General features: G+C 60.7%; 20 protein-coding genes. 13 read left to right on the forward strand and 7 right to left on the reverse strand.

The annotated features are described in order from the left end of the window. The first annotated feature begins 13 nt into the window (after positions 1-13). A complete protein-coding gene (locus EP837_RS05520; protein ID WP_066525227.1) occupies positions 14-679 on the forward strand; it encodes an HAD family hydrolase in 666 nt (221 codons plus the stop codon). Between the two features lie 15 nt (positions 680-694). Here the strand turns inward: EP837_RS05520 and EP837_RS05525 are convergent, their stop codons facing one another. Continuing rightward, positions 695-1,864 (reverse strand): glycosyltransferase family 4 protein, encoded by a 1,170-nt coding sequence (locus EP837_RS05525; RefSeq protein ID WP_066525228.1) that lies wholly within the window; start codon positions 1,862-1,864, stop codon positions 695-697. Between the two features lie 190 nt (positions 1,865-2,054). On the opposite strand from EP837_RS05525, the gene EP837_RS05530 reads away from it, so the two are divergent. From EP837_RS05530 to EP837_RS05545, 4 genes are read left to right on the forward strand one after another with little or no spacing between them, the layout of a single operon-like run. Continuing rightward, positions 2,055-2,900 carry a hypothetical protein gene (locus EP837_RS05530; RefSeq protein ID WP_066525229.1) on the forward strand — a complete coding sequence of 282 codons (846 nt, stop codon included), beginning with the start codon at positions 2,055-2,057 and terminating at the stop codon, positions 2,898-2,900. A gap of 42 nt (positions 2,901-2,942) precedes the next feature. Beyond that, positions 2,943-4,133, forward strand: a complete 1,191-nt coding sequence (locus EP837_RS05535; protein WP_066525231.1) for a glycosyltransferase — start codon at positions 2,943-2,945, stop codon at positions 4,131-4,133. After that, a complete protein-coding gene (locus tag EP837_RS05540) occupies positions 4,133-5,395 on the forward strand; it encodes a glycosyltransferase family 4 protein (protein WP_082919553.1) in 1,263 nt (420 codons plus the stop codon). The genes EP837_RS05535 and EP837_RS05540 overlap by 1 nt, the downstream gene beginning before the upstream one ends. Further along, entirely contained in the window at positions 5,392-6,807 is a 1,416-nt protein-coding gene (locus tag EP837_RS05545; protein ID WP_197486313.1) for a pectate lyase family protein, read from the forward strand. The genes EP837_RS05540 and EP837_RS05545 overlap by 4 nt, the downstream gene beginning before the upstream one ends. A 28-nt stretch (positions 6,808-6,835) precedes the next feature. Here the strand turns inward: EP837_RS05545 and EP837_RS05550 are convergent, their stop codons facing one another. The 4 genes from EP837_RS05550 to EP837_RS05565 all read right to left on the reverse strand — a co-directional run bounded on the left by EP837_RS05550 (position 6,836) and on the right by EP837_RS05565 (position 12,065). Beyond that, positions 6,836-8,011: an outer membrane beta-barrel protein gene (locus tag EP837_RS05550; RefSeq protein ID WP_197486314.1), complete on the reverse strand. Its 1,176-nt coding sequence runs from the start codon at positions 8,009-8,011 to the stop codon at positions 6,836-6,838. 53 nt (positions 8,012-8,064) lie between these two features. After that, the gene (locus EP837_RS05555; protein ID WP_156518396.1) at positions 8,065-8,637 is read right to left on the reverse strand and encodes a polysaccharide biosynthesis/export family protein; all 573 of its coding nucleotides are present in this window, start codon (positions 8,635-8,637) and stop codon (positions 8,065-8,067) included. 96 nt (positions 8,638-8,733) lie between these two features. Continuing rightward, positions 8,734-9,987 (reverse strand): DegT/DnrJ/EryC1/StrS family aminotransferase, encoded by a 1,254-nt coding sequence (locus EP837_RS05560; RefSeq protein ID WP_225870579.1) that lies wholly within the window; start codon positions 9,985-9,987, stop codon positions 8,734-8,736. Continuing rightward, on the reverse strand, positions 9,984-12,065 hold the full coding sequence (locus tag EP837_RS05565) for a polysaccharide biosynthesis protein (RefSeq protein WP_066525238.1): 2,082 nt from the start codon (positions 12,063-12,065) through the stop codon (positions 9,984-9,986). Before EP837_RS05565 ends, EP837_RS05560 begins: the two co-directional genes overlap by 4 nt. A 613-nt stretch (positions 12,066-12,678) precedes the next feature. Here EP837_RS05565 and EP837_RS05575 point away from each other — a divergent pair. The 4 genes from EP837_RS05575 (at position 12,679) to EP837_RS05590 (ending at position 17,241) form a co-directional block, all read left to right on the forward strand. Then, complete coding sequence (locus EP837_RS05575) at positions 12,679-13,476, forward strand: LuxR C-terminal-related transcriptional regulator (protein WP_066525241.1); 798 nt, start codon at positions 12,679-12,681, stop codon at positions 13,474-13,476. After that, entirely contained in the window at positions 13,454-14,446 is a 993-nt protein-coding gene (locus tag EP837_RS05580; RefSeq protein WP_082919556.1) for a sulfotransferase family protein, read from the forward strand. The genes EP837_RS05575 and EP837_RS05580 overlap by 23 nt, the downstream gene beginning before the upstream one ends. Before the next feature lie 109 nt (positions 14,447-14,555). Then, positions 14,556-15,893, forward strand: coding sequence for an O-antigen ligase family protein (locus EP837_RS05585; protein WP_156518398.1), 1,338 nt, complete (start codon positions 14,556-14,558; stop codon positions 15,891-15,893). A 13-nt stretch (positions 15,894-15,906) separates the two neighbouring features. Beyond that, positions 15,907-17,241, forward strand: coding sequence for a lipopolysaccharide biosynthesis protein (locus EP837_RS05590; RefSeq protein WP_066525245.1), 1,335 nt, complete (start codon positions 15,907-15,909; stop codon positions 17,239-17,241). A gap of 28 nt (positions 17,242-17,269) precedes the next feature. On the opposite strand, the gene EP837_RS21850 is transcribed toward EP837_RS05590, so the two are convergent. Together EP837_RS21850 and EP837_RS05595 are read right to left on the reverse strand one after the other, a co-directional pair. Further along, positions 17,270-17,398, reverse strand: a complete 129-nt coding sequence (locus tag EP837_RS21850) for a hypothetical protein (RefSeq protein WP_257784373.1) — start codon at positions 17,396-17,398, stop codon at positions 17,270-17,272. 170 nt (positions 17,399-17,568) lie between these two features. Beyond that, positions 17,569-19,869, reverse strand: a complete 2,301-nt coding sequence (locus EP837_RS05595) for a GumC family protein (protein WP_066525247.1) — start codon at positions 19,867-19,869, stop codon at positions 17,569-17,571. Between the two features lie 299 nt (positions 19,870-20,168). Between EP837_RS05595 and EP837_RS05600 the strand changes: the two genes are divergently transcribed. The 4 genes from EP837_RS05600 to EP837_RS05615 are packed head-to-tail and all read left to right on the forward strand — an operon-like array spanning position 20,169 to position 24,057. Then, positions 20,169-21,038 (forward strand): cytochrome c oxidase subunit II, encoded by an 870-nt coding sequence (locus EP837_RS05600; RefSeq protein ID WP_066525250.1) that lies wholly within the window; start codon positions 20,169-20,171, stop codon positions 21,036-21,038. After that, complete coding sequence (locus tag EP837_RS05605; RefSeq protein WP_066525254.1) at positions 21,038-22,756, forward strand: cytochrome c oxidase subunit I; 1,719 nt, start codon at positions 21,038-21,040, stop codon at positions 22,754-22,756. Before EP837_RS05600 ends, EP837_RS05605 begins: the two co-directional genes overlap by 1 nt. After that, the gene (locus tag EP837_RS05610) at positions 22,753-23,349 is read left to right on the forward strand and encodes a cytochrome c oxidase subunit 3 (protein ID WP_066525257.1); all 597 of its coding nucleotides are present in this window, start codon (positions 22,753-22,755) and stop codon (positions 23,347-23,349) included. Before EP837_RS05605 ends, EP837_RS05610 begins: the two co-directional genes overlap by 4 nt. Positions 23,350-23,373: 24 nt before the next feature. Continuing rightward, on the forward strand, positions 23,374-24,057 hold the full coding sequence (locus EP837_RS05615) for a heme-copper oxidase subunit III family protein (RefSeq protein ID WP_156518533.1): 684 nt from the start codon (positions 23,374-23,376) through the stop codon (positions 24,055-24,057). Positions 24,058-24,062: the final 5 nt, after the last annotated feature.

The following is a 24,062-nucleotide window of genomic DNA, read 5'->3' on the forward strand; positions in this document are numbered from 1 at the left end:
CCCAGGAGAGGCCATGCGCCGTCGGTTCAGCCGGGTGATCGTCTTCGACCTGGACGACACGCTATATCTGGAGCGTGATTATGTGTTCAGCGGCTTCAAGGCGGTAGGCCGATGGGCTGCGGCCGCCTTGGGTGTCAGTGGGCTCGGGCAAGTTATGCGCAACCGTTTCGATGCCGGTTGCCGCACAAAAATCTTCGACGACAGCCTGAGGGACTTGGGGATTGACGCCCAGCCAGCGACTATCGCGCGGATGCTGGCCACCTACCGGCAGCATCGCCCGGAAATCGGCCTGGCTCCCGACGCGGAGCGGTTTTTGGCAAGCCGTGATGCGGCAACGGCCTTCGCGGTGATAACCGACGGCTTCCTCGACGCGCAAAGGCGCAAGATCAGGGCCCTCGGCCTTTATGGGCGCGGGATTCACATGGGGATATGCACCGACAAATGGGGCCGGGACTGCTGGAAACCGAATCCGCGCGCGTTCGAACATGTAGAGCAGCTGTTTGGCCGGTCGGGTGGGGCGCTGACCTATGTCGCCGACAATCCGTCGAAGGATTTCACCGCCCCCCGCTCGTTGGGATGGAACACGGTGCAGATCGTGCGGCCGGGGCGGATACATGACTATGCGCACCGGCAGATGGTGCCAGCCGACAGAATTATCGAAACAATGGAGCAATTCTGAAAAAGGCCGGGCCAGTCAGGCGGCGGCGGCTTTCAGTGGAACTGCCTGGGGCTGGGCAGGCGCGAGCGCATCGGTGATCGCACCCTCCCACTGGCCCAATATGCTGTCTATCCTGAAGCGCATCGACGCGATCCGGGCGGCCTGAGACAATTGCGCGCGGCGCTCAGGGTCTTTGCACAAGGCCGCGATCGCTTCGCCCATTGCGGCGACGTCGCCGTCGGGAACGAGAATGCCGCTGACATTATCGACGATCATTTCCCCAGGCCCCCACTGGCAGTTGAAGGAAATAGTGGGCACGCCTGCGGCCATGGCTTCGCCGATGACGATCCCCCACCCTTCGAACCGGGAAGACAGAACGAATATGTCAGCGCCACGCAGCCAGCCGCCATGTTCTTGAGTAACGCCGGGCATCGCCACCCGGTCGCGCAGCCCCAATGCGTCCCGCTGCGCTTCCAGCGTGGCTCGTTCGGGACCTTCGCCCCAGATGACGAGCGACCATTGGGGAATATGATCCGCAACGCGCGCAAAGCTTTTCAGCAGCAGGTCAAAGCCCTTTTGCTGCACTAGGCGCCCGACGGCCACGATAGTGTGGCCGGGCGTGCGGTGCGGATCTAGTTCGATCGGCGCGTACGTGGGATTGGGGATCACCCATTGGCGGCGGCGCATGGATGGCGGGAACTGGTTCATCGCGCCTTGCGTCATCGTCACAAGGCCATAAGCCCGCGCGTAGGCGTAACGGCGCAGGGCGGACCAAACGACGCCGGGCCGCTGCAGGGCCGGATTATTGCGTTCGGATACGATGACCGGAATGTCGAGCGGCCCTGCCGCCAACACGCTGATGACATTGATACGCGTCAGAAAGCTGACCACCAGATCGGGCTTGGCCGCGCCCAAGGCGTTACGCAATGCAGCGACCCTCTGGAACATGGCGGATGCCGATTGCAGGAGGGGCAGCCGTCCCGGCGGGAAGCCGATCTGCGACACGCGTACGGCCGGGTCGTGGGGATAGTAGGGATCGGTGCCGGGCTCTTCAAAAGCGAAAAGGCTGACGGTCCAGCCCAAGCGGCTGAAATGATTGCAAAGCAAGCTTACGATATGTTCCGACCCGCCCGCGCGCAGGCCCGCGAGAACGAAGGCGACATGAGGCTTGCCCGACGGGGCGCTCGTCCTGACGAATGTCTTCATTTGGTCAGAATGCGGCGAGTAAATTCATGAATCCATGGCCATTGAGTATGATATCGGATGAACGCCCGTGCTGAGCTTTGGGGCTTAGCCAGCAGAGCGCGGCCGCTCGCATTCGGACTAATCCCTAATGGCCTGACGCTAGCCAAGCGCCCAGCTTCCTGAAGAGCCAACAAATTGTAATTTCAGGTCTATGACCATTGCAGCCTCCCAATTCTTTTCGCGCGCGGCCGACGCCCTGCCCCAGCAGGTGGAGGACGCCTTCTTCAGTTCGATCAAAAATCCGAACAACACCTTCAAATGCACATGGGGAGGACGGTTTGACGAGATTGACCAGCGCCTGGTGCAGGCACTTAGGCAACGGCGCGTCGAACTGAATGAACTGCTCGACGTAGGCGTGTCGTCCGGCGCGACGACGCTGGACCTGTGGGACACATTGCGTCGCGAAGGCTTTCGGCCGCGCATCACCGGGACCGACTATACGATCCACGCCTGGATTGTCCCGCTTGGCCCGAACTGTTCCGCCCTGCTGAACGAGGAAGGACAGCTGTTGCAGGCGGACCTGTTCGGCTGGTCCATGCGGCCTTGGCGGCGGCGCATGGATTATCTTACCGGCATGTGGCTGGTCCGGCCGCTGCTGAGGCGGCTGCTCGGCCGAAGGGCGGCGCGCAAGCTACGCGAGGGGATCGGCGTCAGGAAGGTCGAACTCGTCAGTCCGCGGCTCCGCGATCATGACAGCATCACCGTGGTTCAGGATAATGTGCTGGTATCTCGCGATACGTTCGCCGGGCGGTTTGACCTGATCCGCGCTGCCAATGTCCTGAACGAAAATTATTTTCCGAAAGGCGAGTTGAAGCAGGCGGTGGAAAATCTGTGCACCTATTTGCGGGGACCAGGATCACTGCTCTTCATCATCCGCACCCTTCCCTCAGGCGAGCATCATGGGACGTTGTTCGCCCTGCGCGAAAAAGGCGCGCTGGAGGTTGTGGAGAGGATCGGGGCCGGGTCGGAAATCGAGGAACTGCTGTCGGCTGCCTGATCCGTCGTCGCGGGCCTCGTTTGCCGACTTTCAGGAGCAACTATGAAAATTGCCCATGTCATCACGGCCCTGAATGTCGGCGGCGCAGAAACCATGCTGGCCAAGCTGGTGGAACATGAGCGCGCGCAGGGTGGCGATATAGAATCTTGCGTGATTTCCCTGATGACACCGGGCGTGGGAGGCGACCGTATCCGCGCGAGCGGCGTACCGTTGCACAGCTGCGGACTCGACGGCGCACTGGCGCTGCCGGCCGCGCTAGCCCGGCTGCGCTCGATCATCGGGCAAGAGCGGCCGGACATCGTCATGGCCTGGATGTATCATGCGCATCTCGCGGCGGTCATAGGTGCAGGGCTGCAACGGCCATCCATTCCCCTGATCTGGAATGTGCGCCACAGCCTCGCGGATCTGGCTCAAGAAAAGCCCGCCACCCGCGCGATTATCCGTGTGGAAGCGCTTTTGTCCCGACTGCCGCGCCGGATCATCTACAATTCCCATGCCGCCGCACAGCAGCATGAGCGGCTGGGCTTTTGCGCATCGCGGACGATGGTCATTCCCAACGGGTTCGACTGCGGACATTTCCGTCCGCAGCCGGGAAGCCGGGAGCGGCTGATAGAGCGGCTGGGGATCGACCCAGCCGCCTTGATCGTGGGCATGGCCGCGCGCAACCATCCTATGAAGGACGCAGCCACCCTGGTCGAAGCCGTGAGGCGAGCGAGAGAAGCCGGGGCGGACATCCACCTGCTGTTGAGCGGCGAGGGCATGGAACGACCTGTTGGCGATCTGGCGCGAACGCTGCAGGCAATTCCGGCCGATCGAGTGACATTGCGCGGTCATGACAGGTCGCTGGCAGAATGGGTGCCTGGCCTGGACCTGCTCGTCCTTCCATCGGCCTGGGGCGAAGGGTTCCCGAACATATTGGGCGAAGCCATGTCATGCGCCGTACCCTGCATCGCGACGGATGTGGGGGATAGCCGCTTCGTCATCGGCGATACGGGCATCATCGTGCCGCCGCGCGATCCTGCACTGATGGCCAAGGCGATCCTGACGCTGGCGGAACACGGCCCGGATGGCCGCCGGGAGCTTGGATTCTCCGCGCGCGAGCGTGTCCGGCAGAAGTTCGCCATGGACAGGATCGGCGCGCTTTACGCCGCGCTTTATGACAGCGTGAGCGGCATGGCTGTCCAGCGGCCAAACCGGTCACAATCCTCCATCCGACGGGCACAGGTGATGTGATGCTGCAGCGCTTTTCTGCGACTGAGGTTATGGAGCCGGCGCCACGACAGGTGGGCGGCATCGCGCGAACGGCGGCTCCTGCCCGAATCTGCTTTCCCTTCGGCGGCGGGGCAGTAGGCGGCAGTCATATATCGGCGATAAAGCTGATCCAGGGGCTCGACCGCACACGCTTCGCTCCCTTGATTGTGCTGCACTATGGTGGAGGACAATTGGGGCAACTGCTTCGTTCCGAAGGACTGGATTACATCACCTTGCCCGGCAGGCGGTTCTTCGGCCAGTCGCGGGGTGTTCCTCAGACGGGAGGAGCGATATCCTTCATCAGCACCTGCTTCGATCAGTGGCGTCTCGCCGGCTTTCTCAAGATGAACGGCGTCCAAATCGTGCATAGCAATGAGGGGGCCATGCACATTTCCTGGGCCCTGCCTGCGCGGTTGGCGGGAGCAAAGCTGCTCTGGCACCATCGCGGCATGCCCGATGCGCGAGGCGTGCGTTTTCTGGCACCCTTGATCGCCAGCCGGATCGTAGGAGTGTCGCAGTTCGCCTTGTCGGAAGTGCGGCGCGGGAAGAAGGCCGTGCGCAAGACTGCGGTTGTTTACAGCCCCTTCGACACTGACGCCGAACCGATCGACAAGGCGAGGGCACATCAGGCCCTTATCGAAGAATTGAATGTCGATCCCCGAACCAAGCTGATCGGCTTCTTCGGCAATCTCGTCGAGCGCAAGCGGCCCATGCTGTTCGTGGAAACAGTGGCCCGCCTAGCGGAAAAGCGGCCAGCGCTCCCCTTCCTGGGGTTGATGTTCGGCTCCGCGCTGGAACCGGGCGTCGAGGACCAGTTGACCGAGCGGGCACAGACGCTCGGGATCAGCCATCGGCTGCGCCTCATGGGATTCCGCTATAACTCGGCCGAGTTGATGGCGGCATGCGACATTCATGCAGTGCCCGCGATCGACGAGCCCTTCGGCCGATCATTGATTGAGGCGATGCTTCTGGGCACACCGGTAGTTGCGGCGGCATCCGGGGGCAATCTGGAGGCGATCGAAGAGGGTGTCACAGGGCTCCTTTCCGCCGCCGACGATCCCGCCGCCATGGCCGAGGCGATCCTGCGGTTGCTCGACTCGCCGGATCAAGCGGAAACGATTGCGGCTAAAGCGTTGAAGGCCGCGACCCAACTTTATGGGGCCGACCGTCACGTTGCGCAGATCAGCGCGATCTATCAGTCGCTCCTTTCTGCTGCCAAGACGGGCGCCGATCAGCCATGGTGAGTCATAACACAACCACTCTTCTCTGCGCGGGCATTGCCGCGCTGCTGGTGACGCCCTTCATCGCGACGACGGATTGGGGCGCGGGCCAAAGCGAGGAGCGTGGCCCGGCAGATTTCAGCGGATCATCAGTCCTTCCGGATGTCCCCGGAGTCGATGCCTTTCCCGGCGCGGAAGGTTTCGGCCGGCGCGCGCGTGGCGGACGTGGGGGCGCAATCATTCCGGTCACCACGCTGGCCGATCATGGCCCCGGCTCCCTGCGCGACTGCATCGAGGAAAAAGGTCCGCGAACCTGCGTCTTCCGCGTCGGCGGCGTGATCCGCTTCACCTCCCGCCGACCACTTATCCGCAATCCCTACATCACCATCGCCGGGCAGACGGCCCCTGGCGGCGGCATCCTGATCACACACGCCGGCGGTGCAGAGGGATATACGCCGATCGTGGCGGAGGGCACGCATGATGTCATCATACGGCACATCCGCGTTCGCACCGACCTGAACGGCTCGCATCGGGGAAGTAATGGATCCTTCCTCTACAAGAACAGCCGCAACATCATTTTTGATCATGTCAGCGGCGCCTGGGCGCTCGACCAGATCATGAGCGGCTATGCCGACAATGACAATATCACCATCTCCAATTCGATCTTCACCCAGGGCGTGCCACGGCATGACAAATGCGCGCTGCTCGCATCGGACCCCAAGGATGCGCAGAAGCTCAGCTTCATCGGCAATTTGTGCGCTCATAATGGAGATCGCAATCCGGATGTGAACTTCCCGCCCCATTCCTGCGTGGAAGTTCTTAACAACGTCTTCTACAACGGCTCGTCTCAATTTACCGAAGTGCACGAGACATTCGGCGGTACGCCCGTCAACATCATCGGGAACTATTATAAGAAAGGTCCCAACAGCAAGGCCGTCATCCCCGCCATAGATCGCGTCTTAGTCGCCAGCACGGGAGAATCGAAAATCTTCGCTGCCGACAACAAGCTGGACCATGTCAAGATCATGGCGACCAGCCCCGCGGAGGCAGCCATGGCGCAGCACCCCATATGCCCATTGAGTGTGCGGGTCATGTCTGCCGAAAATGCTTATGCGAAAGTCTTAAAGCAGGCGGGAGCCTTTCCGCGCGACTCTCTGGACGTGCGCACAGTAGCGGATGTGACCGGACGTACGGGGGCGATCCTGCGTAATCCGGCCGACCTGACCGGTCCGCGCACATTGCCTGCCATCTCGTCCGGAGCGCCTTATGTCGATCTGGACGAGGATGGCATGGCCGATAATTGGGAACGCGCCCATGGCATGAACCCGATGCGGAACGACGCATGGCAGGATACTGACCATAATGGTTGGGCGAACCTGGACGAGTTCCTGGATTTTGCGCACCGGGAACGCCTCGCCGGACGCGAGGTGCGCTGAACCGTGGGGATCAGGGCGGTGCGGCAGGTCAATATTGGAAACGAATCTCCCCGCCCAAGATGCTCCGGTCAAAGTCGTCCAAGTCGATCGTGCTGTTGCGAGAGGCGAGGCGCCCGGTGATCGCGAAGGCGATATTGCGGTTCAGTAAATATTCCAGCTCGAGAAGCCCCGCGAGCGTACGCTCATGCTGGGCGCTGCCGAGGAAGCTGCTGCGGCGGTAGATGACCGCACCCTGCCAGCGGAGGTTATGATAGATCTCATTTTGAAAGCCGAGGCGGAGCCGAGTGTCCGTTCGCGACTGCGCGCCTGACCTGACCGTGGCCACATCGCCTCGGAAGCCGTCAAGCGTGATGACCAGGCGGGGTGTGGGCGTGTAGGTCAGCGCTGCCGAAACGGAAAGGCCGGTTCTGGAATCCTGCGTCGCGGCATCCGGCTCGAAGCGAAAAACGCCGATGCCCGCCTCGCCCCGAATGAGGCCGCCCGGCTCGAACGACACGCCGCCACGTGCGCCATATGTCTTGGAATCGCGATCGATCCCCGACGAATCGACCGGCAACCTGAATTCGCGGGCCGCGATGAAGACTTCTCCAAAGGTCGTAATGATCCCGCTGACCCGGTAACCGACACGGGCTGAGCCCGTATATTGATTATAGTCACGCTCGGCATCGATCGAACGCAGCGCGTTATTGTGCAGCACGCCGCCTTTAAGGCCGAGGGTGATGCGCGCGCCCTCATGCGTGTAGCCCAGTTCGCCGCGCAACTGGTCATATTTGCGAGGGCCGATGTTGGTGATGCTCAGCCCTTCGGGTTCGCCACGTTCCTCCACCAGCCGTAGCCAGCCAGCCTGGCCGCTGATGCTGTCGCTGCCGGACAATTTGAAAACGCCATTGAACCGGACCGAGCCCGACTCCGAGTTTTCCGTCTTATTATCAAAATAGCGGCGCACGACAGCACGGGCCTGCAGCCCCAGGTCCAAAGTATCGTCCTTCATCTGCAGGTTCACCCAGGGCGAAGCAGTGAAGCGCATGTCGTCAATTTCGTTCGACGGCAGGGCATAGATGTTGGAGTCATATTCCAGGCGAGCATCCGCCCCTACAAAAGCGGCGATCCGTCCGAGCTGGATGGGCACCGGGTCATATTCAGATGGCGCCTCCAGCAAGGGAGTGGCCCGGTCGAGTTCCTGTGCTGCCGCTGGAGAGATCAAGGCAGCAGTGGCTACTGCTCCGTACGAAAGAAAAGAAGCGAAACGGGCAGATATCAGAACCATTTTTCGACCACCTTGATAGTATCGCCAGGTTGAACGGGAGTGCTTTCAAATGCTTTTGCCGTCGTCGCCTGCCCATTGACTTGGCGAATGATGGCCACGGTGCCGCGATTGGCGCGGAAGGTGAAGCCACCTGCCACTGAAACGGCGGTCACGACTGTCATTCCGGGACGATACGGATATTCTCCAGGGCTGCGGACCTCACCAAGAACATAAATGGGCCGCAGTTTCACAGGCTGCACACTAACCGCCGGCGAAACCATCAATCTTTTTTCCACAAGCAAGGCGGCAATGCGCTGCTCAAGTTCAGGGATCGTCGATCCGCTCGCGGGAATACCGCCCATAAGGGGAATGGTGAGCTCACCCCTGTCATTGACGACAAAGGCCGTGCCGTTTTCCACTTCGGCAAGCCCCGGAATGATGACACGCAATTCGTCACCAGGCGCGAGCCTATATTGATTGGCATTGGCGGTCGAAACCGCGGGAAGACCGGAAACGGAACCAGTGCAAGCGGTCATGAGGCTGACCAGCAGCGACAGGCCAATGATAGGAAGAAAGCGCATCATCGTCTCCCCTTTCGTCGCAGCAATGCTCTAAGGCATTTCTGCTGTTTCAGAACAGCAACGAATTAAAGTCAATCGGAATTGCTTGAGCCGCTGATTTCATGGGCCGCAGCCTGTCCGGCCCAAAGCGTTCAGCAATCTATCCGCCATGAAATTCATCGCCTTCTCTCCTAAGAGATGATCGACCGGAAGCATGAGACTGCGTTCGCCCACTTCGGCTGCAACCGGGAGAAGGCGCGTGTTGGGATGAAGGCTGTTGCGGACGGCAAGTTCGCGCGACATATCCGGGCAGGAGCCGCTGCCCGCTGCCATGCCATTTTGGACCAGCTCTGCTACGATGTCCGACCTGTCGGCCCCTGGCGCAAATCCTTCCAGGTTCAGCATCAGGTAGAATTTATAATAAGCATGCTCCACTCCGTCGGGTACGGTGGGCAGCTGTACCAATGGATGATCGCTGAGACGCTGCCGTAACACAGCCGCGTTGCTGCGCCTCTGCCTCAGCCAATCCGGCAGCTTGCGCAACTGCACCCGCCCGATCGCCGCCTGCATTTCGGTCAGCCGCCAATTGGTGCCGAAACTCTCGTGGACATAGCGGAAACCATGTCCCGATGACGGCGCGGAAAGCAGCGCGACATTCTTGCCATGATCCTTGTACGCCCAGGCGCGGCGCCAGTGCGCGGCATCCCTGAGCAGCAGCATTCCGCCCTCCCCTCCGGTGGACATGATCTTGTCCGTGCAGAAGGAAAAGGCCGCCGCGTCGCCAAAGGACCCCACTTTTCTGCCCCGAATCGCCGCCCCATGCGCCTGGGCGCAGTCTTCGACCAGGGCAAGCCCGTGCGCCTGCGCAAGAGCGCAAAGCGCATCCATGTCGCATGGCCAGCCTGCGAGGTGCACACAGAGGATCGCTCTCGTTCGATCGGTGATCAGCGCCTCGACGGCGCCTGGGTCAATGGTGTGGCTTTCGACGTCAATGTCGGCGAAAACCGGCACGGCCCCCACCGCGACGACCGCCGACGCGCTGGCGAAGAAGCTACGTGCGGGCACAATGACCTCATCCCCGGCGCCGATGCCAAGAGCGCGAAAGGCGAGTTCCAGCGCCAGCGTTCCATTGGCGAGCGAGATGGCGTGCGGCATGCCGCAATAGTCGGCAAACTCTTGTTCAAACGCCCGGCACTCGTCGCCATGCACCAGCGAGTTGACGCGGCCGCTCGCCAGCACGCGGACGACAGCGTTGATTTCGTCCTGCTCATATTGCGGCCAGCGGCGGTCGGCCGCTGGCGAATATGGGAGCGGCGGTGCCGCGATAAGGGGCTGCGGGTCGGTCATCGGCTTCATGCTATCCCCCAGGGTCATTCATTCGCTGCCTTGCCCACGACATCGATTTCGCGCGTCATCTCGCGCAGCGTCTTTGCCCAGGTGGACTGCGCCGGCGCTCGCAACAGCTCCTTCATGAGGTCGCGCACGCCATCCTCGTCACAGGCAGCGATGAGGTGCGATAATTCGGCAAATGCCTGGACAAGCTTCTCCAGCGGCACCGGACAGGGCGTCGCTTCTATGACGCCGGGGATCGAGGATCGGGCGCGCTCCTCGGTACTATCAAACAATTCCTCGTAGAGCTTTTCGCCCGGTCGAAGGCCGACGAACTGGATCGGAACATCAATATCGGGGCGTAACCCAGCCAGGCGGATCATGCGCCGGGCGATGTCCACGATCTTGATCGGCTCGCCCATGTCGAGCACGAAGATCGTGCCGCGATCGATCTTCGCCTCCATGGCGCGCGCGCTGCTTTGCAAGATGAGCTGAACCGCTTCGCCGACCGTCATGAAATAACGCTCGATCTCAGGATGCGTGACGGTCAGCGGCTTTCCGGCGGCCATCTGCTGCTGCAACAGCGGGACCAGCGATCCGCTGGAGCCTAGAACATTTCCGAAACGCACGGTCATGAAGCGGGGGCTATCCGGATCGCACTGCCCGATCAGGTCCAGCGCCTGGCAGTAAAGTTCGCCCAGCCGCTTGGTTGCGCCCATGACGCCCACCGGATTGACGGCCTTGTCCGTCGATACCTGAATCATGGCGAGCGCACCATGCGCACAGACCGCGTCAGCGACATTGCGAGTGCCAAGCACATTGGTATGCGCGCCCGCGCAGGGATTGCCCTCCACAATGGGCACATGTTTGAGCGCAGCAGCGTGAAAGACGATTTCGGGCTGATGGCGGCCAAACACGTCTTCGACTGCTGAACGCTCGCGGATCGAGCAGAGTTCGGGCCGGCAGATGATGTCCGGGAAAAGGTCCCTCACCTGCATCTCGATCGTATAGAGATTGAACTCGCTATGATCGAGAAGAACGATCTCGGCAGGCTTGAAGGTCGCGATCTGCCGGACGAGTTCGCCGCCGATCGTTCCCCCTGCGCCCGTCACGAGAATGCGGCGGGAACGGATCAGCCGATCGACGATGTTGCGATCGAGCGAGACTTCCGGACGGCCCAGCAGGTCGGCCAGTTCGAAGCGCTTGATCTCGATGCGTGGCTCGCCGTCTTCGCTCCGCTGCAGATCGTTGGCGCTGGCGACGGTAAGGTCACACTGATCCGCCAACTTCACCAGATGCGAAAAGGCGCGTCGCGGCATGGACTTGTCGCCGCGAATGACAAGGCATTCCGGCTTGAGGCGCTTGAGCGCAAGAGTTTCGACGATCTGCGGCAGTTGGTCCGGGGAGCCCAGCACGGGGACGCCCGCAACCTGAAGCCGCGTTTCGCGCCCGTCAAAGGTCAGCGCACCGACCACATTATAGCGGTTTTCCCGGTCCGCCTTCAGCATCTCCACGAGCGAGCGGATCCACTCCAATTTGCCGAGCAGCAGAATATTGTGGCTGTCTTCGGGAGGCGCCATTCGGCCCCGCGCAAACTCCCTCAGGCCGCGCCGCAGGGTGCGAACGCCAATCATCGTCACCAGCAAGAGCGCGGTATGCAGAAGCGCGAAGCCCAAGGCATCGAGTGGCGCCGACCTGATCCTGACAGAGATGATGAAACATAGCGCCCAGCCCGACGCCATTCCGCCCATGACTGAGGTCGAAATGGCTATACCATCTCCAAAAGACAGAAACCGCCAGCTCCGCCAATAAAGACCCGTAAGGCAAATGGTGAACACCGCCGTGAGGCTGAAAAAGCCCATGAGGCTGGGCCTGCCGTAAAAGGCAGAGGAAACAGCGCCGGGAATGGCCAACGTGACTAGAAGCAACGTCAACAGGATAAGCGTCCCGTCGATAAGCATGAGGGCGGCGAAGCGCGCGGGCCCGGGGAAGCCGGTCGGCCGCGTGAGCAGGTCATGGAGCAGAATGGCCCATAGCGGCCCGCCATCGGCAAACTTCTTCCGCCTTTCCCCAAGTTCATCAAAATAGGGTTCGGATGCTGCAGGCGAAGTGCTTACTGCCATGATAACCCCTTGCGCGGTCGTAAACGTCTGATTTGACCGGCACGTGCCTGAATGAAGCGATCCACATTCGTCGCGCATGCAGTAACGCCATGGTCAATTGGCTTGCGTAAAAGCCTAGCGACTTGGCTTGGGGCCGCAATGAACCAGACAGCTATCATCCCTTGTCGCAAACTTCGGTAGCAAGATAGCTGAATGGGAGCATTCAGGGCGTCTGCGGCGCTCCAGCGGATGTTCCAGATGGCGAAGAACTACGTCTTCAGGATTATTGACAGGCGCGAAACTCGATTTTCATTTCCCACGCCGATTGCGAGGTCCAGCGCGAAGGCGACCGACGGCACAGAAGGAATTTTACGGCGCGACTCGCTTGGCCTGAGCAGTCGTGGCTCAAAGGCGACGGAAATCGCCCCAGGCGAGTAGCTATATAGCTCAAAGGGTTAAGCTGGAATCATATCATCGGAGATCAATGTAGATCAATTTTACAATCGAATGAGACACTTGTTGAAGTTTCCATATGTGCTACTGTCCCGAAACACAAAAAAATTGGTCGCAATATTCCAGTAACTTCATGTTTCGACGCATTACGGCTCGCCGTGATATGAACGGAGTGACGGGTATGACGACGACCTCCGATGTTGCGCTTGTCGGCTGCAACTCCATAGCCAGCGAAAGCCTCAAGCGCCTTCTTTCCGAAGAACACCGTCGAATCATCTATGCAGGTCCTTCAGTCGAGGAATTGCGCAGGAGCGGCTCCACGGACGCTGCATTCCTGCTCATCTTGATGGAGGATCAGCAACTCAAATGGAATGGCGCGGCCTTGGCCGCCGCTCACCAGCAGCATCCGGCCGCCAAGATCGTCATTCTGGCAACCGAGTTCGATTATGACGCCATGCTGGGAGCTTTCCGGGCTGGCGTGCAAGGCTATCTGACCAATGATCTGCCTTGGGAGCGGCTCGCCGGTTATCTGGACCTCATCGCTTTTGGCGAGAAGATCTTCCCGTCGCAATTGGCGGAACGATTAATCGGTGAGAATATGGATGGCATTCCTAGCGGCGGCGCAGCAACAATTGACTCCGTCAATTTGTCGGCCCGCGAAATGGAGATTCTCCAGCGCCTCATAAGCGGCCTGCCCAACAAGATCATTTCGCGCCAACTGTGCATCAGCGAAGCCACGGTGAAGGTCCACGTCAAGGCAGTGCTGCGGAAACTCGGTGTGGCCAATCGGACCCAGGCGGCCATCTGGGCGGCGGCGCAAGGCTTGCAGGCATTGGGTCCCGCCACCGAGCCCGCAGCTTCGAAAAGGACGGCAGCGGCGCGCAGCTATCCTGCCCTGATCGATGATGCAGCTATCCAGTCGGCGGCGGGCGCCGTGCTAGGAAAGGGTAATGTGAATGGACATGCCGCTCGCGCATGATAACGGACGAGACATCAATCCTGCCGAACATTCGACATGGGATGAGATTGCAAGCACGGCCGAAACACAGCCAATCAAGCTGATCTACATCTGCGGATATGGTCGCAGCGGCTCAACGCTGCTCGACATATTGCTGGGCCAGCAGCGTTCCATGTTCGGCGGCGGGGAGATCATCGGCCTCAGCCAGCACGTTTATCTCAACGATGAATATTGCGCCTGCGGCGAACGGGTCAGAAGCTGTTCCTTCTGGCAGCCGGTCGTCGAACAATGGCATGCTCAACAGCCGCCCCGCTTCATTGAAGAATTTCGGCGCGCACAATGGAAGGTGGGCACGGTCTTCAGCCCGCGAAGATGGTTTGGTAGCCGCGACCTCGAAACGTTCTCCAGCCATACCGCGCGGCTGATGCGGCTGATGTCTGACCGATCCGGAAAAGCCGCCATCGTCGATTCATCCAAATGGCCTGGGCGCGGCATGGCGCTGGCGAAGATCAAGGGCATCGATCTTCACGTCATTCACCTCGTTCGCGATGTCCGGGGCGTGGCATGGTCCCTGTCGAAAGCTTATGAAGCCGACGCGTCCAAGGGATTACAAAGGGTGATCGTGCCCAAGCCGCTCCTCTACAGCGCCGCTCGCTGGGCCTATGTGAATCTCGCGGCGGAATGGCTGTGCCGGAAGGTAGGGCCGTCGAAATATCTGCGCATCCGTTATGAGGATGTTGCAGCCGATCCGGCCGGCAGCCTCCAACGCATCGCCTCGCTTGCCGGCATAGCGCTCGACCCACGCGATTACGAGGCTGGCGAGTTTAACCCGGTCCATCAGGTGGCAGGCAACCGGCTGCGGATGCAGAAGGGAATCCGCGTCAAAAGCGATGATTCATGGCGGAAACAGATGCCGGAGGGGAAGCGCAGGCTGCTGACGCGGGCATGCGGTTTTCTACTGGCGCGATACGGATACCCAATGGGCGTATAGCGCTGCTCCTTATGAATAAGGCGCTGAAATTATGTGCAATGGACTAAGCTGAACCAGATTTGCATGCTGCTGACGAACCATTGCTAATGTGGCGGGCCCGGAGCGCGACGTGCGGACAGACTATCATCAGGCAAATAGGTTCGCTGCGCCCGCCCGTCCCCCTGTCAATGACATGCGCGGCCTGACGCAGAATTGGACGGAAGAGCTGCACCGGTGGGAGTTTATCCTACTGCAAGGCGCGGTCTTTTTCGCCCCCTACGTCGCCTTGCACCCGCCCAGCCTTTATTTCACCCTGGGCGATGGCCTCTTCCTGGGCGCCTTCATGCTGCGCCTTTCCACCGGTCGCATGGCGCGTCCTTTCGCCGAGCTTACCTGGATGTGGGTGCTCGGCCTCCTGTTGCTGACTGGCGGGCTGTTCCTGGGCAGCATCTTCAATGGCGACATGGCCCGCTGTCTCACGCTCATTTCCCAATATTTCTTCGCTTATCTGATCGTGCCCCTGGTTCTGCTGCGGCGGCCTGAAAAGGAAGTGATCCGGCTGATCAAATGCGGCCTTTGGGGAATGGCAATCATGTGCGCGATCGGCATTGTCATCTACATGTCTGGTTACACCAGCATGGCGAAAGGCCAAATGCAGCTGGTCACCGGCGGCAAGCGCCTTTCAGGATTCGTCGATAATCCCAATGCCATGGCGGTGCTGACTGTCATGTCCATGCCCCTCCTTTGGTTCCTGCTGCTGTCGCGCCAGATGAGGCCCATGGTTGCGCTGCCATGTATGGGACTTCTGGTCACGGGCGTCATCCTGACAAGTTCCAACACGGGACTTTACAGCATGATAGCGGCGACGCTGATCTTCTTTGGCGGGCGCCGGAACTTCAAGACGCTGATCACGGTGGTTTGCCTGGGCGGCTCTGTCTTGATGTTTGGCCAGGATTATCTGCCCAAGACTTTCCAGACGCGTGTCCTTTCGGCTCTAGATTCCGGCGACATCTCCGCAGCTGGAACCTTCGAGCATCGCCAGGAGCTGAATATGGAAGCCTTGGGCATGGCTGATAATAATCTGATCGTCGGCCTGGGCGCGGACCAGTATCGCTATACCAGCCAATATGGCTTGCCGGTTCACAATACCTATCTGCTGCTTCTGAACGAAGGAGGCGCCCTGTCCCTATTGGGCTATCTTGTCATTCTGGCGGTGCCGATCGTCGCAGGCGTGGCTGCACGACGGCTGCCTCATGGCAAACTCATATTATTGACAACGGTTACGGCAGTCGTGGTCTTCGCCAATGCCACGATGGGGGTGGCACATGTCTATGGCCGTGCGTGGTTCCTGTTCATCTATCTGGCGGTCAGCCCGGCGCTGATCTGGTATAGTGCAAGAAGTCCGCAGCCCGCCGCATATCCGGGCCGAAGACCGCCCGGCAGTGCCTTCCCACCCCTGAAAGCCTGAGGAATTTTATTGCATGCGGATAGTCGCATCCGTGCTGAATGGGCCGATGGGCCGCCGCTTGATCAACATCGGCCATATGCTGACCGGCAATTTCGTCAATCTGGGCGTGATGCTGATCAGCGTCGCTATCGCTGCGCGCGGGCTGGGCCCGGAAAAATGGGGATCGATGGTGATCGTGCTCGCCTTGGCCAGCACGATCGAACGGCTGATACGCTTCGAATCCTGGCAACCGCTCATCAAATTTGCCGCCGAGGAGGAGAGCGACGCCAATCCTGTGCGCATGGCCCGGCTATATGGATATGGCCTGCTGCTGGACATCACCACCGCCACCCTCTCCTCCATCTTGCTGATCTGCATCGCAGCGATCTTCGCCCCTGTGCCTTTGGACGTGGCGGCGATCTATGCGCTCGCGATGCTATGCAGGATAGTCGGCGCGCCCGGCGCCGCCCTGCGGCTCGACGGCCGGTTCCGGGAAGTGGCCTATTCGCAGATATTGTCGAACATCCTGCGCGCATTCCTGGCCGCCTTTTGCCTCTGGATCGGGGCGGGAGTCATCGGATTCATCCTGGCCTGGACGGTCGCCGAGGTCTTCAACAGCCTGCTATTCCTCTGGCTTGGCTCCAAGGCATTGAAACGGCAGAATATCCCATCGCCGTTCAGCGTCTCTCTCCGGGGCCTTCGAAAGGATTTCCCGGACTTCCTTTCATTCGCCTGGACCGTCAATCTGTCCACAACGCTCCGGACATTGACCCATGAAGCGGACGAACTGCTCGTGGGCGCGCTTGCAGGCCATGGCGCGGTGGGCATGTACAACCTTGCCAAGCGGGTTGCCAAATTGGGCCAGCAGATGGGAGCACAGGTTCAAACCGTGCTTTACCCAGAACTTGCCCGCATGTGGCAGAGCGGCAATTACGCCACTTTCCGCTCCACCATCTTCAATACGCAACTGCTGTTGAGCGGAACGGGAACGGTCATCGCCATCATTACCTGGTTCTTCGGAGAATGGCTGCTCCGCATCGGACCAGGTGCGCAATATGTCGCCGCTTTCCCTCTGCTTATGAGCCAGGTAATCGCCGTCCTGTTCATCATGCACTCGATCCCGGCGAAAAGCGCGTTGCTGTCTATGGGCCAACCCAAGCGGGTTCTTCAGATATTCGCGCTGAGCACAGTCATCTTTTACGCGATCGCGGTGCCCGGCGTCCTCTATTTCGGGCCAGCCGGCGCCAGTGCTGCGCACATCTCCTTGGCAGTAGTGACGGCGATATTGCTGGACATCGCCTGGGTCACACACAGCAAGCTTCGGTCGGCCGCGGGACAACGGGCGGTCGAGCAGATGCCCGCGGAATAAGGCGAGGCAGCGACCGAGCGCCCGCCAGTCAAGCAGCTTCCTGCACGATCATCAATTTAAGGGCGTCCCATGCCGCCGCACTGGCGGGGTCTTCGCGATCGAGCGGATGATCCTCATCAGCCGTGATTTGCCCGGTGCGGGCGGGCGCGATAGACACGGCTGGCCCACGGACTAAGCGGGCCGATGGGCTATCCGTCAGTTCGGTGAGCGCAAAACATGCGAACTGCGCCTTGACCGCGCGGGTCTAACTGCCTGCGCAAAAAAGAACCGGGCTCCTGCTCAAGCAGGAACCCGGTTTGTCAGCATCAGGATATTGGGTGGCGGGCGTCAGGCGACGCCATCAGCGCTCCTGCGCCACGGGAAGCCGCCCAGACGCTGATACCAGCGACGGGGACGCGGCAAGTCGCCTTCGAAATATTCGGCCGAGTCCATGTAGAACTGGACAGCGTCTCCATAGCCGCGGCGGGCGTGCTCGGCATAATCGACGCGGTTGATTACCACCCCGTCCACGGGCCGCTGAAGGACCTGCAGGGAAGCCCGCACCTGTTCGATGGTCGTGCGCCCCCAGCGCACCACGAGCAAGGTGTGATCGGCGGCATCCATCAGCATGCGCGAGTCCCGCGTCGCAAGCGTCGGGGGCGCGTTGATGATCATCAGGTCATATTGATCCCGCAGTTCGTCCAGCAAGTGATTGACCCGGCCGATGCGCATAAGCGCCACAGGATTGCGCGCAGGCTCCCGCGCGCTGATGACGACCGGCTCATAGGTGACTAGGTCGCGTACCTCTCCGTTCCCCAAGGTCATTGCCGGAGGGGCGGGCAGCACATGCCGGGCATCGGCCGCACCCGTCAGATAGTCGATGAGGTCAGGCCTTGTGTCCCCCTCCTCAGCCGGGCCCATCGTGCTGTCTCCACCACGGCGCAGGTCCAGGTCGATGACAATCGCGCGCCGGCCCATCGCCACCGCGGCCGCCAGCAGGGACAAGGTCACCGTCGATTTTCCGTCCCCGGTGATGGGAGAGGTAATCAGCACGGTTTGCGCCCGCCCAGGCGTCGCCAGATCGGCGACCTCGCTGCCCAGCCCCCGCGCAACCTCCGCAAACAGGGATTGCGGATCCTGGATTACGGGATTGGCCTTCGCCGATGTCAGGGCGTCGCCGGTGAGTTCAGGCAGCATCGCGAAGGTCCGCAGGCCGAACTGATTATAAATCTGCTCTGCACTCCACAGCCTGTTGTCGGTCAGTTCGATGCCGAACACGATCACTAGCCCTATGATCAGCGATCCGACGAAGGCGGCGAAGGTCGCCGACTTGGGCCGCGGAGAGATGGGGCTCTGCGGAACTGCGGCGGGCGACATCAGGCGGGAGTGGATGCCCGAAGCGGCAAGGCTGGCCTTAACCTCCTGCGCGCGCGTGCTCATCGCGGCGAAGGCGCTGCGCGCGACTTCTGCATTGCGTTCCAGAGCGTTGAGTTCGACGGATGCGGCGGTGTTGGCGAAGGCCTTGCCGGTGATGGAGCGTAGGGTTCCCTCCAACTGCCCGGCTCTTGAGGACGAAGCCGCCGCCTCGCTCCTCGCCATGCCAGCCTGGCGCGCTGCTTCAGCCTGCGCCTGCTGCATCGCCGCTGTGACGACCCGTGCCTGCTCTCGCTGCATGTTGGCGCTCGTTTCCGCAATCTGCGCCTCCAACCCGCGCATGCGCGGGTGTTCAGAGCCCAGCATCTGGGACATTTCGCTGCGCGTCCGCATCAGATCATCCATCTGCCGCTTCTGCTGGTCCAGCAGGGGTGAAGTCGCCCCTGCGGTGCTGATGTTGCTGACGGCGCTGGTGACGACAGCGGCACGCGCATTCTGCGCGGCGCGCATGGCGGCAGCTGAGGCTGCTTCCACGGCGATGCGGTTGATCTGCTGATAGTCCTCCGCTCCGCCGGCGCCTGTCAGCATCTGATTCTTACGGCGAAAATCCGCAACAGCCTGCTCCGCCTTATGGGCTTCGATGGCCAGCCGGTCGCGTTCGCCATCCAGTTGAGCAACGATTTTGCCCTGGCGATCATCGCGCATTTCAGAGCGGTATGCCGCCAGGCTGACCGGATATTGGTTGGCGATCTCCGACGCGAGTTCCGGCGAGGAGGATCGCACGGTGATATCAACGAAGTCGGAATCGCGGAGGTTAGATACCGACGTCATCGACATCAGCCTTCCCGCAAGACGGGTAAGCCGCTGGGTGTCGAGTATGGCATTCGACGGCAGCGGCGCAGAGGCAAAGCGCGGGTCCTGCGCCAGCTTCAGGTCCTGCACCACACGTTCGGCAAGGGAGCGCGAACGGTAGATATTCGCTTCATTCGATACGCGCTGCTGGTTGCGGGCGGCCATGTCAGGCGACCCGCTGTCATCGTTAAGCTCCACTTGCACCGTAGCCGTGGCTTCATAGATCGGGGTGGCCGTCAATTGCACCGCAAGGACTACCGCCACAATGATGAAGACGATGGCGCCGAGCAGCAATTCATGCCGCCTGATGATCTTGAAAATCTGGCGCGCGGAGAGACTTGAAGGCGCGCTTCCGCCCTCCACCGGCTGATCGAGCCTCGCCTCGAGAAGTGGGGTATTGATCGTTCCCGATTGCGACAACATGAGTATGCTCTCCAGATGATCTAGTCCCGCCGGAGTTTGCGACCCTCCTGCTTTTAGGTCTTTCGATCAAACAATCTTCGGGCGCGAATGGCAGGCAAAGTGATTAACCCGTTCGAGTATGGCGAAGCACCAAACGGTAAGCGGGAGGACGCGCCGGATCTCGATTCAACAGCATGACAAGCGGAAGACTTTCACCTCTGCCGCTTTTTCTATAAGCTACCGCTCACGGTAATTTCCGAGGGCGACTCGAAAGAAGCCGGAATACGGCAACGAGCGCCCACATCGATGGGAGAGGGCTTGTGCCGATTGCGGTCGCCATCGCCATGCTGGTGTTGGGTTCGGTCGCATTTCATCTATTCAGCCCCTGGTGGCGCACGCCGCTTGCATCCAATTGGGGTTCCATCGACACCGCGCTCGACGTGACGCTATGGATTTGCGCGGCCGCCTTCATCCTGCTCAACCTCTTCATGGCCTGGACGCTGGTCCGTTACAGGCACCGGGTGGGGCATCGCGCCCATTACGAGCCGGAGAACAGTTCGCTGGAAAAGCGGCTGACGATCTGGACAGCGATCGGCATCGCCGGAATGCTGGCTCCCGGCCTCGCGGCCTGGGGCCGCTATGTGTCGGTGCCGCAGGACGCCACGATTATCGAAGCGGTGGGTCAGCAATGGCAATGGTCCTTCCGCTATCCTGGCCCTGATGGAGTGCTGGGCGCCGCGGCGGTCAAATATGTGACGCCCGACAATCCGATCGGCCTCGATCCGCTGGATCCGTTCGGACGGGACGACCTTCTGGTCGAGGCGGGCGATCTGCACCTGCCGCTGGGCAAGCCGGTGAAGATCGTGCTGCGATCGAAGGATGTGCTGCACGACTTTTACGTACCCGAGTTCCGGGCGAAGATGGACCTGGTGCCGGGCATCGTCACCTATTTCTGGATGACGCCGACCAAGGCGGGGACGTTCGATATTCTCTGCGCAGAGCTGTGCGGCACCGGTCATCATGAGATGCGGGGGAAAGTCATTGTGGAAACGCCCAGGGCCTTCGCAGACTGGCAGGCGCAGCAGACGAGTTTCTCCCAGATACTGGCCGACATGCCAAAGGCCGCCATGTCGATCATGCTGATCAAGGCCAATGCCTGCACTATTGCCGCCACCCGGAGCTCTATCTGATGGCTACTACACTGGCTGACGACCTACGCCCGCTGCATCATCCGCACAGTTGGGTCACCAAATATGTCTGGAGCCAGGATCACAAGGTCATCGCCATCCAATATAGCGTGACTGCCATTTCGATCGGGCTGGTGGCGCTGATACTGTCCGCGCTGATGCGGTTGCAGTTGGGCTTTCCCGGCGCCTTTCCCGCGATCCAGCCGGACAATTACCTCCAGTTCGTGTCGATGCACGGCATGATCATGGTAGTATATCTGCTGACCGCTTTGCTCTTGGGCGGCTTTGGCAATTACCTGATCCCGCTGATGGTCGGGGCGCGCGACATGGTGTTCCCCTTCGTCAATATGCTGAGCTACTGGCTCTATCTGCTGTCGGTGATCGTGCTGGTGACGGGCTTCTTCGTGCCGGGCGGCCCGACCGGAGCAGGATGGACGCTCTATCCGCCGCAGGCGATCAGCGAGGGGACGCCGGGGCACCAATGGGGCATCGCAACCATGTTGGTCAGCCTTGCGATTTTCGTTGCGGCCTTCACCATGGGCGGCCTCAACTATGTGACCACGGTGTTGCAGGCGCGGACCAAGGGCATGACCCTGATGCGGATGCCGCTGTCGGTATGGGGCATCTTCACCGCGTCGGTGATGGGCCTGCTCGCTTTCCCGGCGCTGTTCGTCGCGGCGATCATGATGCTGTTCGACCATTTCGCCGGCACCAGCTTCTTCATGCCGACGATGCAGAGCATGGGAAAGATCACCCCGACCGAAGGGGGCAGCCCGCTGCTATTCCAGCATCTCTTCTGGTTCTTCGGCCATCCCGAAGTCTATATCGTCGCGCTGCCCGCCTTCGGCATCGTGTCCGACCTGATCAGCGTCCATGCCCGGCGCAACATCTTCGGCTATCGCATGATGGTGTGGGCGATCGTCATCATTGGTGCCTTGAGCTTCGTCGTCTGGGCGCATCATATGTATGTGAGCGGCATGAACCCCTATTTCGGGTTCTTCTTCGCCACATCGACGCTGATCATCGCCATTCCGACCGCGATCAAGGTCTATAACTGGCTACTGACCCTGTGGCGCGGCGACATCCATCTGCGCGTGCCGATGCTGTTCGCGATCGCGTTCATCTTTACCTTCATCCACGGAGGATTGTCGGGGCTGTTCCTGGGCAATGTCAGCGTCGATGTGCCGCTGTCCGATACCTTCTTCGTCGTCGCGCATTTCCATATGGTAATGGGCGTGTCGCCGGTGCTTGTGATCTTCGGCGCCATCTACCACTGGTATCCCAAGATTTTCGGGCGCATGTGGAACGAGACGCTAGGCAAACTCCATTTCTGGATCACCTTTCTGGGCGTCTATGCGATTTTCCTGCCGATGCACTATTTGGGCATATTGGGCGTGCCACGCCGCTACTATGCGCTGGGCGAGACAAGCTTCATCCCGGAATCGGTGCATCTTGCCAATGAATGGATCAGCATAGCCGCGCTGATCGTGTTCGCGGCGCAGGGCCTGTTCTTCTTCAACATGATCTGGAGCCTGTTCCGCGGCCCCCGCGCCGAACCCAACCCCTGGGGCGCAGCCAGCCTGGAATGGCAGACACCGCAGACGCCCCCCGCCCATGGCAATTGGGGACCGAAGCTGCCGGTCGTTTATCGCTGGGCCTATGATTACAGCGTGCCAGGCGCGCCGCGCGACTTCATCGCGCAGACCGAGCCGCGCACATGACCATCCTTGCGCGCCTTGCCGAAAGAAGCTGGGAGCCCGCAAGCGACCGCGATCCGCGTGAGCCGGAGGGTCGCCCTTCGGCGGGCAGCGTCGGGCTGACCGTCTATTTCGCCGTTGCGATGGTGATGTTCTCACTATTGGGTGCGGCCTATTACATGCGCATGGGACTGCATGCCGCCATGGGCCATGCGGATGATTGGGTCTCCATGCCCGATCCGCCACTGCTCTGGATCAACAGCGCCATTCTCATGGCAAGCAGCCTTGCCTGGGAAATGGCGCGCCGATCAAGCGCAGAAGGCCGGGCAGCGCGTGCTTCACTGGCTGGGGCTGCACTGGGCCTTTGCTTCCTCGTCGGTCAATGGTTGCTGTGGCGTCATTATCAAATGGCGGGCTATTATCTTTCGTCCAATCCGGCCAACGCCTTCTTCTATCTGCTAACCGCGCTGCATGGCCTTCACATAGTGGGCGGCCTGGTTGCCGCTGGTTGGGTGCTGACTGAAAGCAACCCGGCCCATCTGCGCCTCTGCGCCATTTATTGGCACTTCCTTCTCTTCCTTTGGATTTTGATTGCCGCCCTGCTCTTATCGACATGAGGTTACATCGCCATGTCCAACGCCATGACGGACAGAAGAGACCGAGAGGTTCTGACGCCCTCTCTGCGTGAGATTGCTGCGGATTGGTCGGCCGATCAGGAAGTCTTTCGCCAGACCCATTGGGGCAAGGCGATGATGTGGATCTTCCTGCTCAGCGACACCTTCATCTTTTCCTGCTTCCTCACCGGCTACATGACGATGCGGTCGTCCGCCGTGCTGCCTTGGCCCAACACGGCAGAAGTGTTCGCGCTCAACATCGGCGGGCAGGATATCCCGCTGGTGCTGATCGCGATCATGACCTTCGCCCTCATCAGTTCTAGCGGCACGATGGCGATGGCCGTGAACTTTGGCTACCGGCATGATCGGCGAAAAACGGCCGGGCTCATGCTGCTGACGGCGCTGTTCGGCCTGGTTTTCCTTTCCATGCAGGCGTTCGAATGGAGCAAGCTGATCTTCGAGGAAGGCGTGCGCCCCTGGAGCAATCCGATGGGCGCGCCGCAATTCGGCGCATCCTTCTTCATGATCACCGGCTTTCACGGCCTGCACGTGACATGCGGGGTCATCCTTCTGCTGATCATCGCGTCGAAGGTCGCCCGCGGCCATTATGACCGGACCGGCGACTATAGCCCGGTCGAGATTGCCGGGCTCTACTGGCATTTCGTGGATCTGGTCTGGGTTTTCATCTTCGCCTTCTTCTATCTCTGGTGATCGCC

Source organism: Sphingobium sp. EP60837, assembly GCF_001658005.1.
GTDB lineage: Bacteria > Pseudomonadota > Alphaproteobacteria > Sphingomonadales > Sphingomonadaceae > Sphingobium > Sphingobium tyrosinilyticum.

Coding starts and splice junctions, on each gene's coding strand:
- EP837_RS05590 (WP_066525245.1), top strand. CDS start 15,907: ATGCGGATAGTCGCATCCGTGCTGAATGGGCCGATGGGCCGCCGCTTG.
- EP837_RS05615 (WP_156518533.1), top strand. CDS start 23,374: ATGACGGACAGAAGAGACCGAGAGGTTCTGACGCCCTCTCTGCGTGAG.
- EP837_RS05575 (WP_066525241.1), top strand. CDS start 12,679: ATGACGACGACCTCCGATGTTGCGCTTGTCGGCTGCAACTCCATAGCC.
- EP837_RS05535 (WP_066525231.1), top strand. CDS start 2,943: ATGAAAATTGCCCATGTCATCACGGCCCTGAATGTCGGCGGCGCAGAA.
- EP837_RS05565 (WP_066525238.1), bottom strand. CDS start 12,065: ATGGCAGTAAGCACTTCGCCTGCAGCATCCGAACCCTATTTTGATGAA.
- EP837_RS05580 (WP_082919556.1), top strand. CDS start 13,454: ATGGACATGCCGCTCGCGCATGATAACGGACGAGACATCAATCCTGCC.
- EP837_RS05520 (WP_066525227.1), top strand. CDS start 14: ATGCGCCGTCGGTTCAGCCGGGTGATCGTCTTCGACCTGGACGACACG.
- EP837_RS05595 (WP_066525247.1), bottom strand. CDS start 19,869: ATGTTGTCGCAATCGGGAACGATCAATACCCCACTTCTCGAGGCGAGG.
- EP837_RS05530 (WP_066525229.1), top strand. CDS start 2,055: ATGACCATTGCAGCCTCCCAATTCTTTTCGCGCGCGGCCGACGCCCTG.
- EP837_RS05605 (WP_066525254.1), top strand. CDS start 21,038: ATGGCTACTACACTGGCTGACGACCTACGCCCGCTGCATCATCCGCAC.
- EP837_RS05540 (WP_082919553.1), top strand. CDS start 4,133: ATGCTGCAGCGCTTTTCTGCGACTGAGGTTATGGAGCCGGCGCCACGA.
- EP837_RS05555 (WP_156518396.1), bottom strand. CDS start 8,637: ATGATGCGCTTTCTTCCTATCATTGGCCTGTCGCTGCTGGTCAGCCTC.
- EP837_RS05610 (WP_066525257.1), top strand. CDS start 22,753: ATGACCATCCTTGCGCGCCTTGCCGAAAGAAGCTGGGAGCCCGCAAGC.
- EP837_RS05525 (WP_066525228.1), bottom strand. CDS start 1,864: ATGAAGACATTCGTCAGGACGAGCGCCCCGTCGGGCAAGCCTCATGTC.
- EP837_RS05560 (WP_225870579.1), bottom strand. CDS start 9,987: ATGACCCTGGGGGATAGCATGAAGCCGATGACCGACCCGCAGCCCCTT.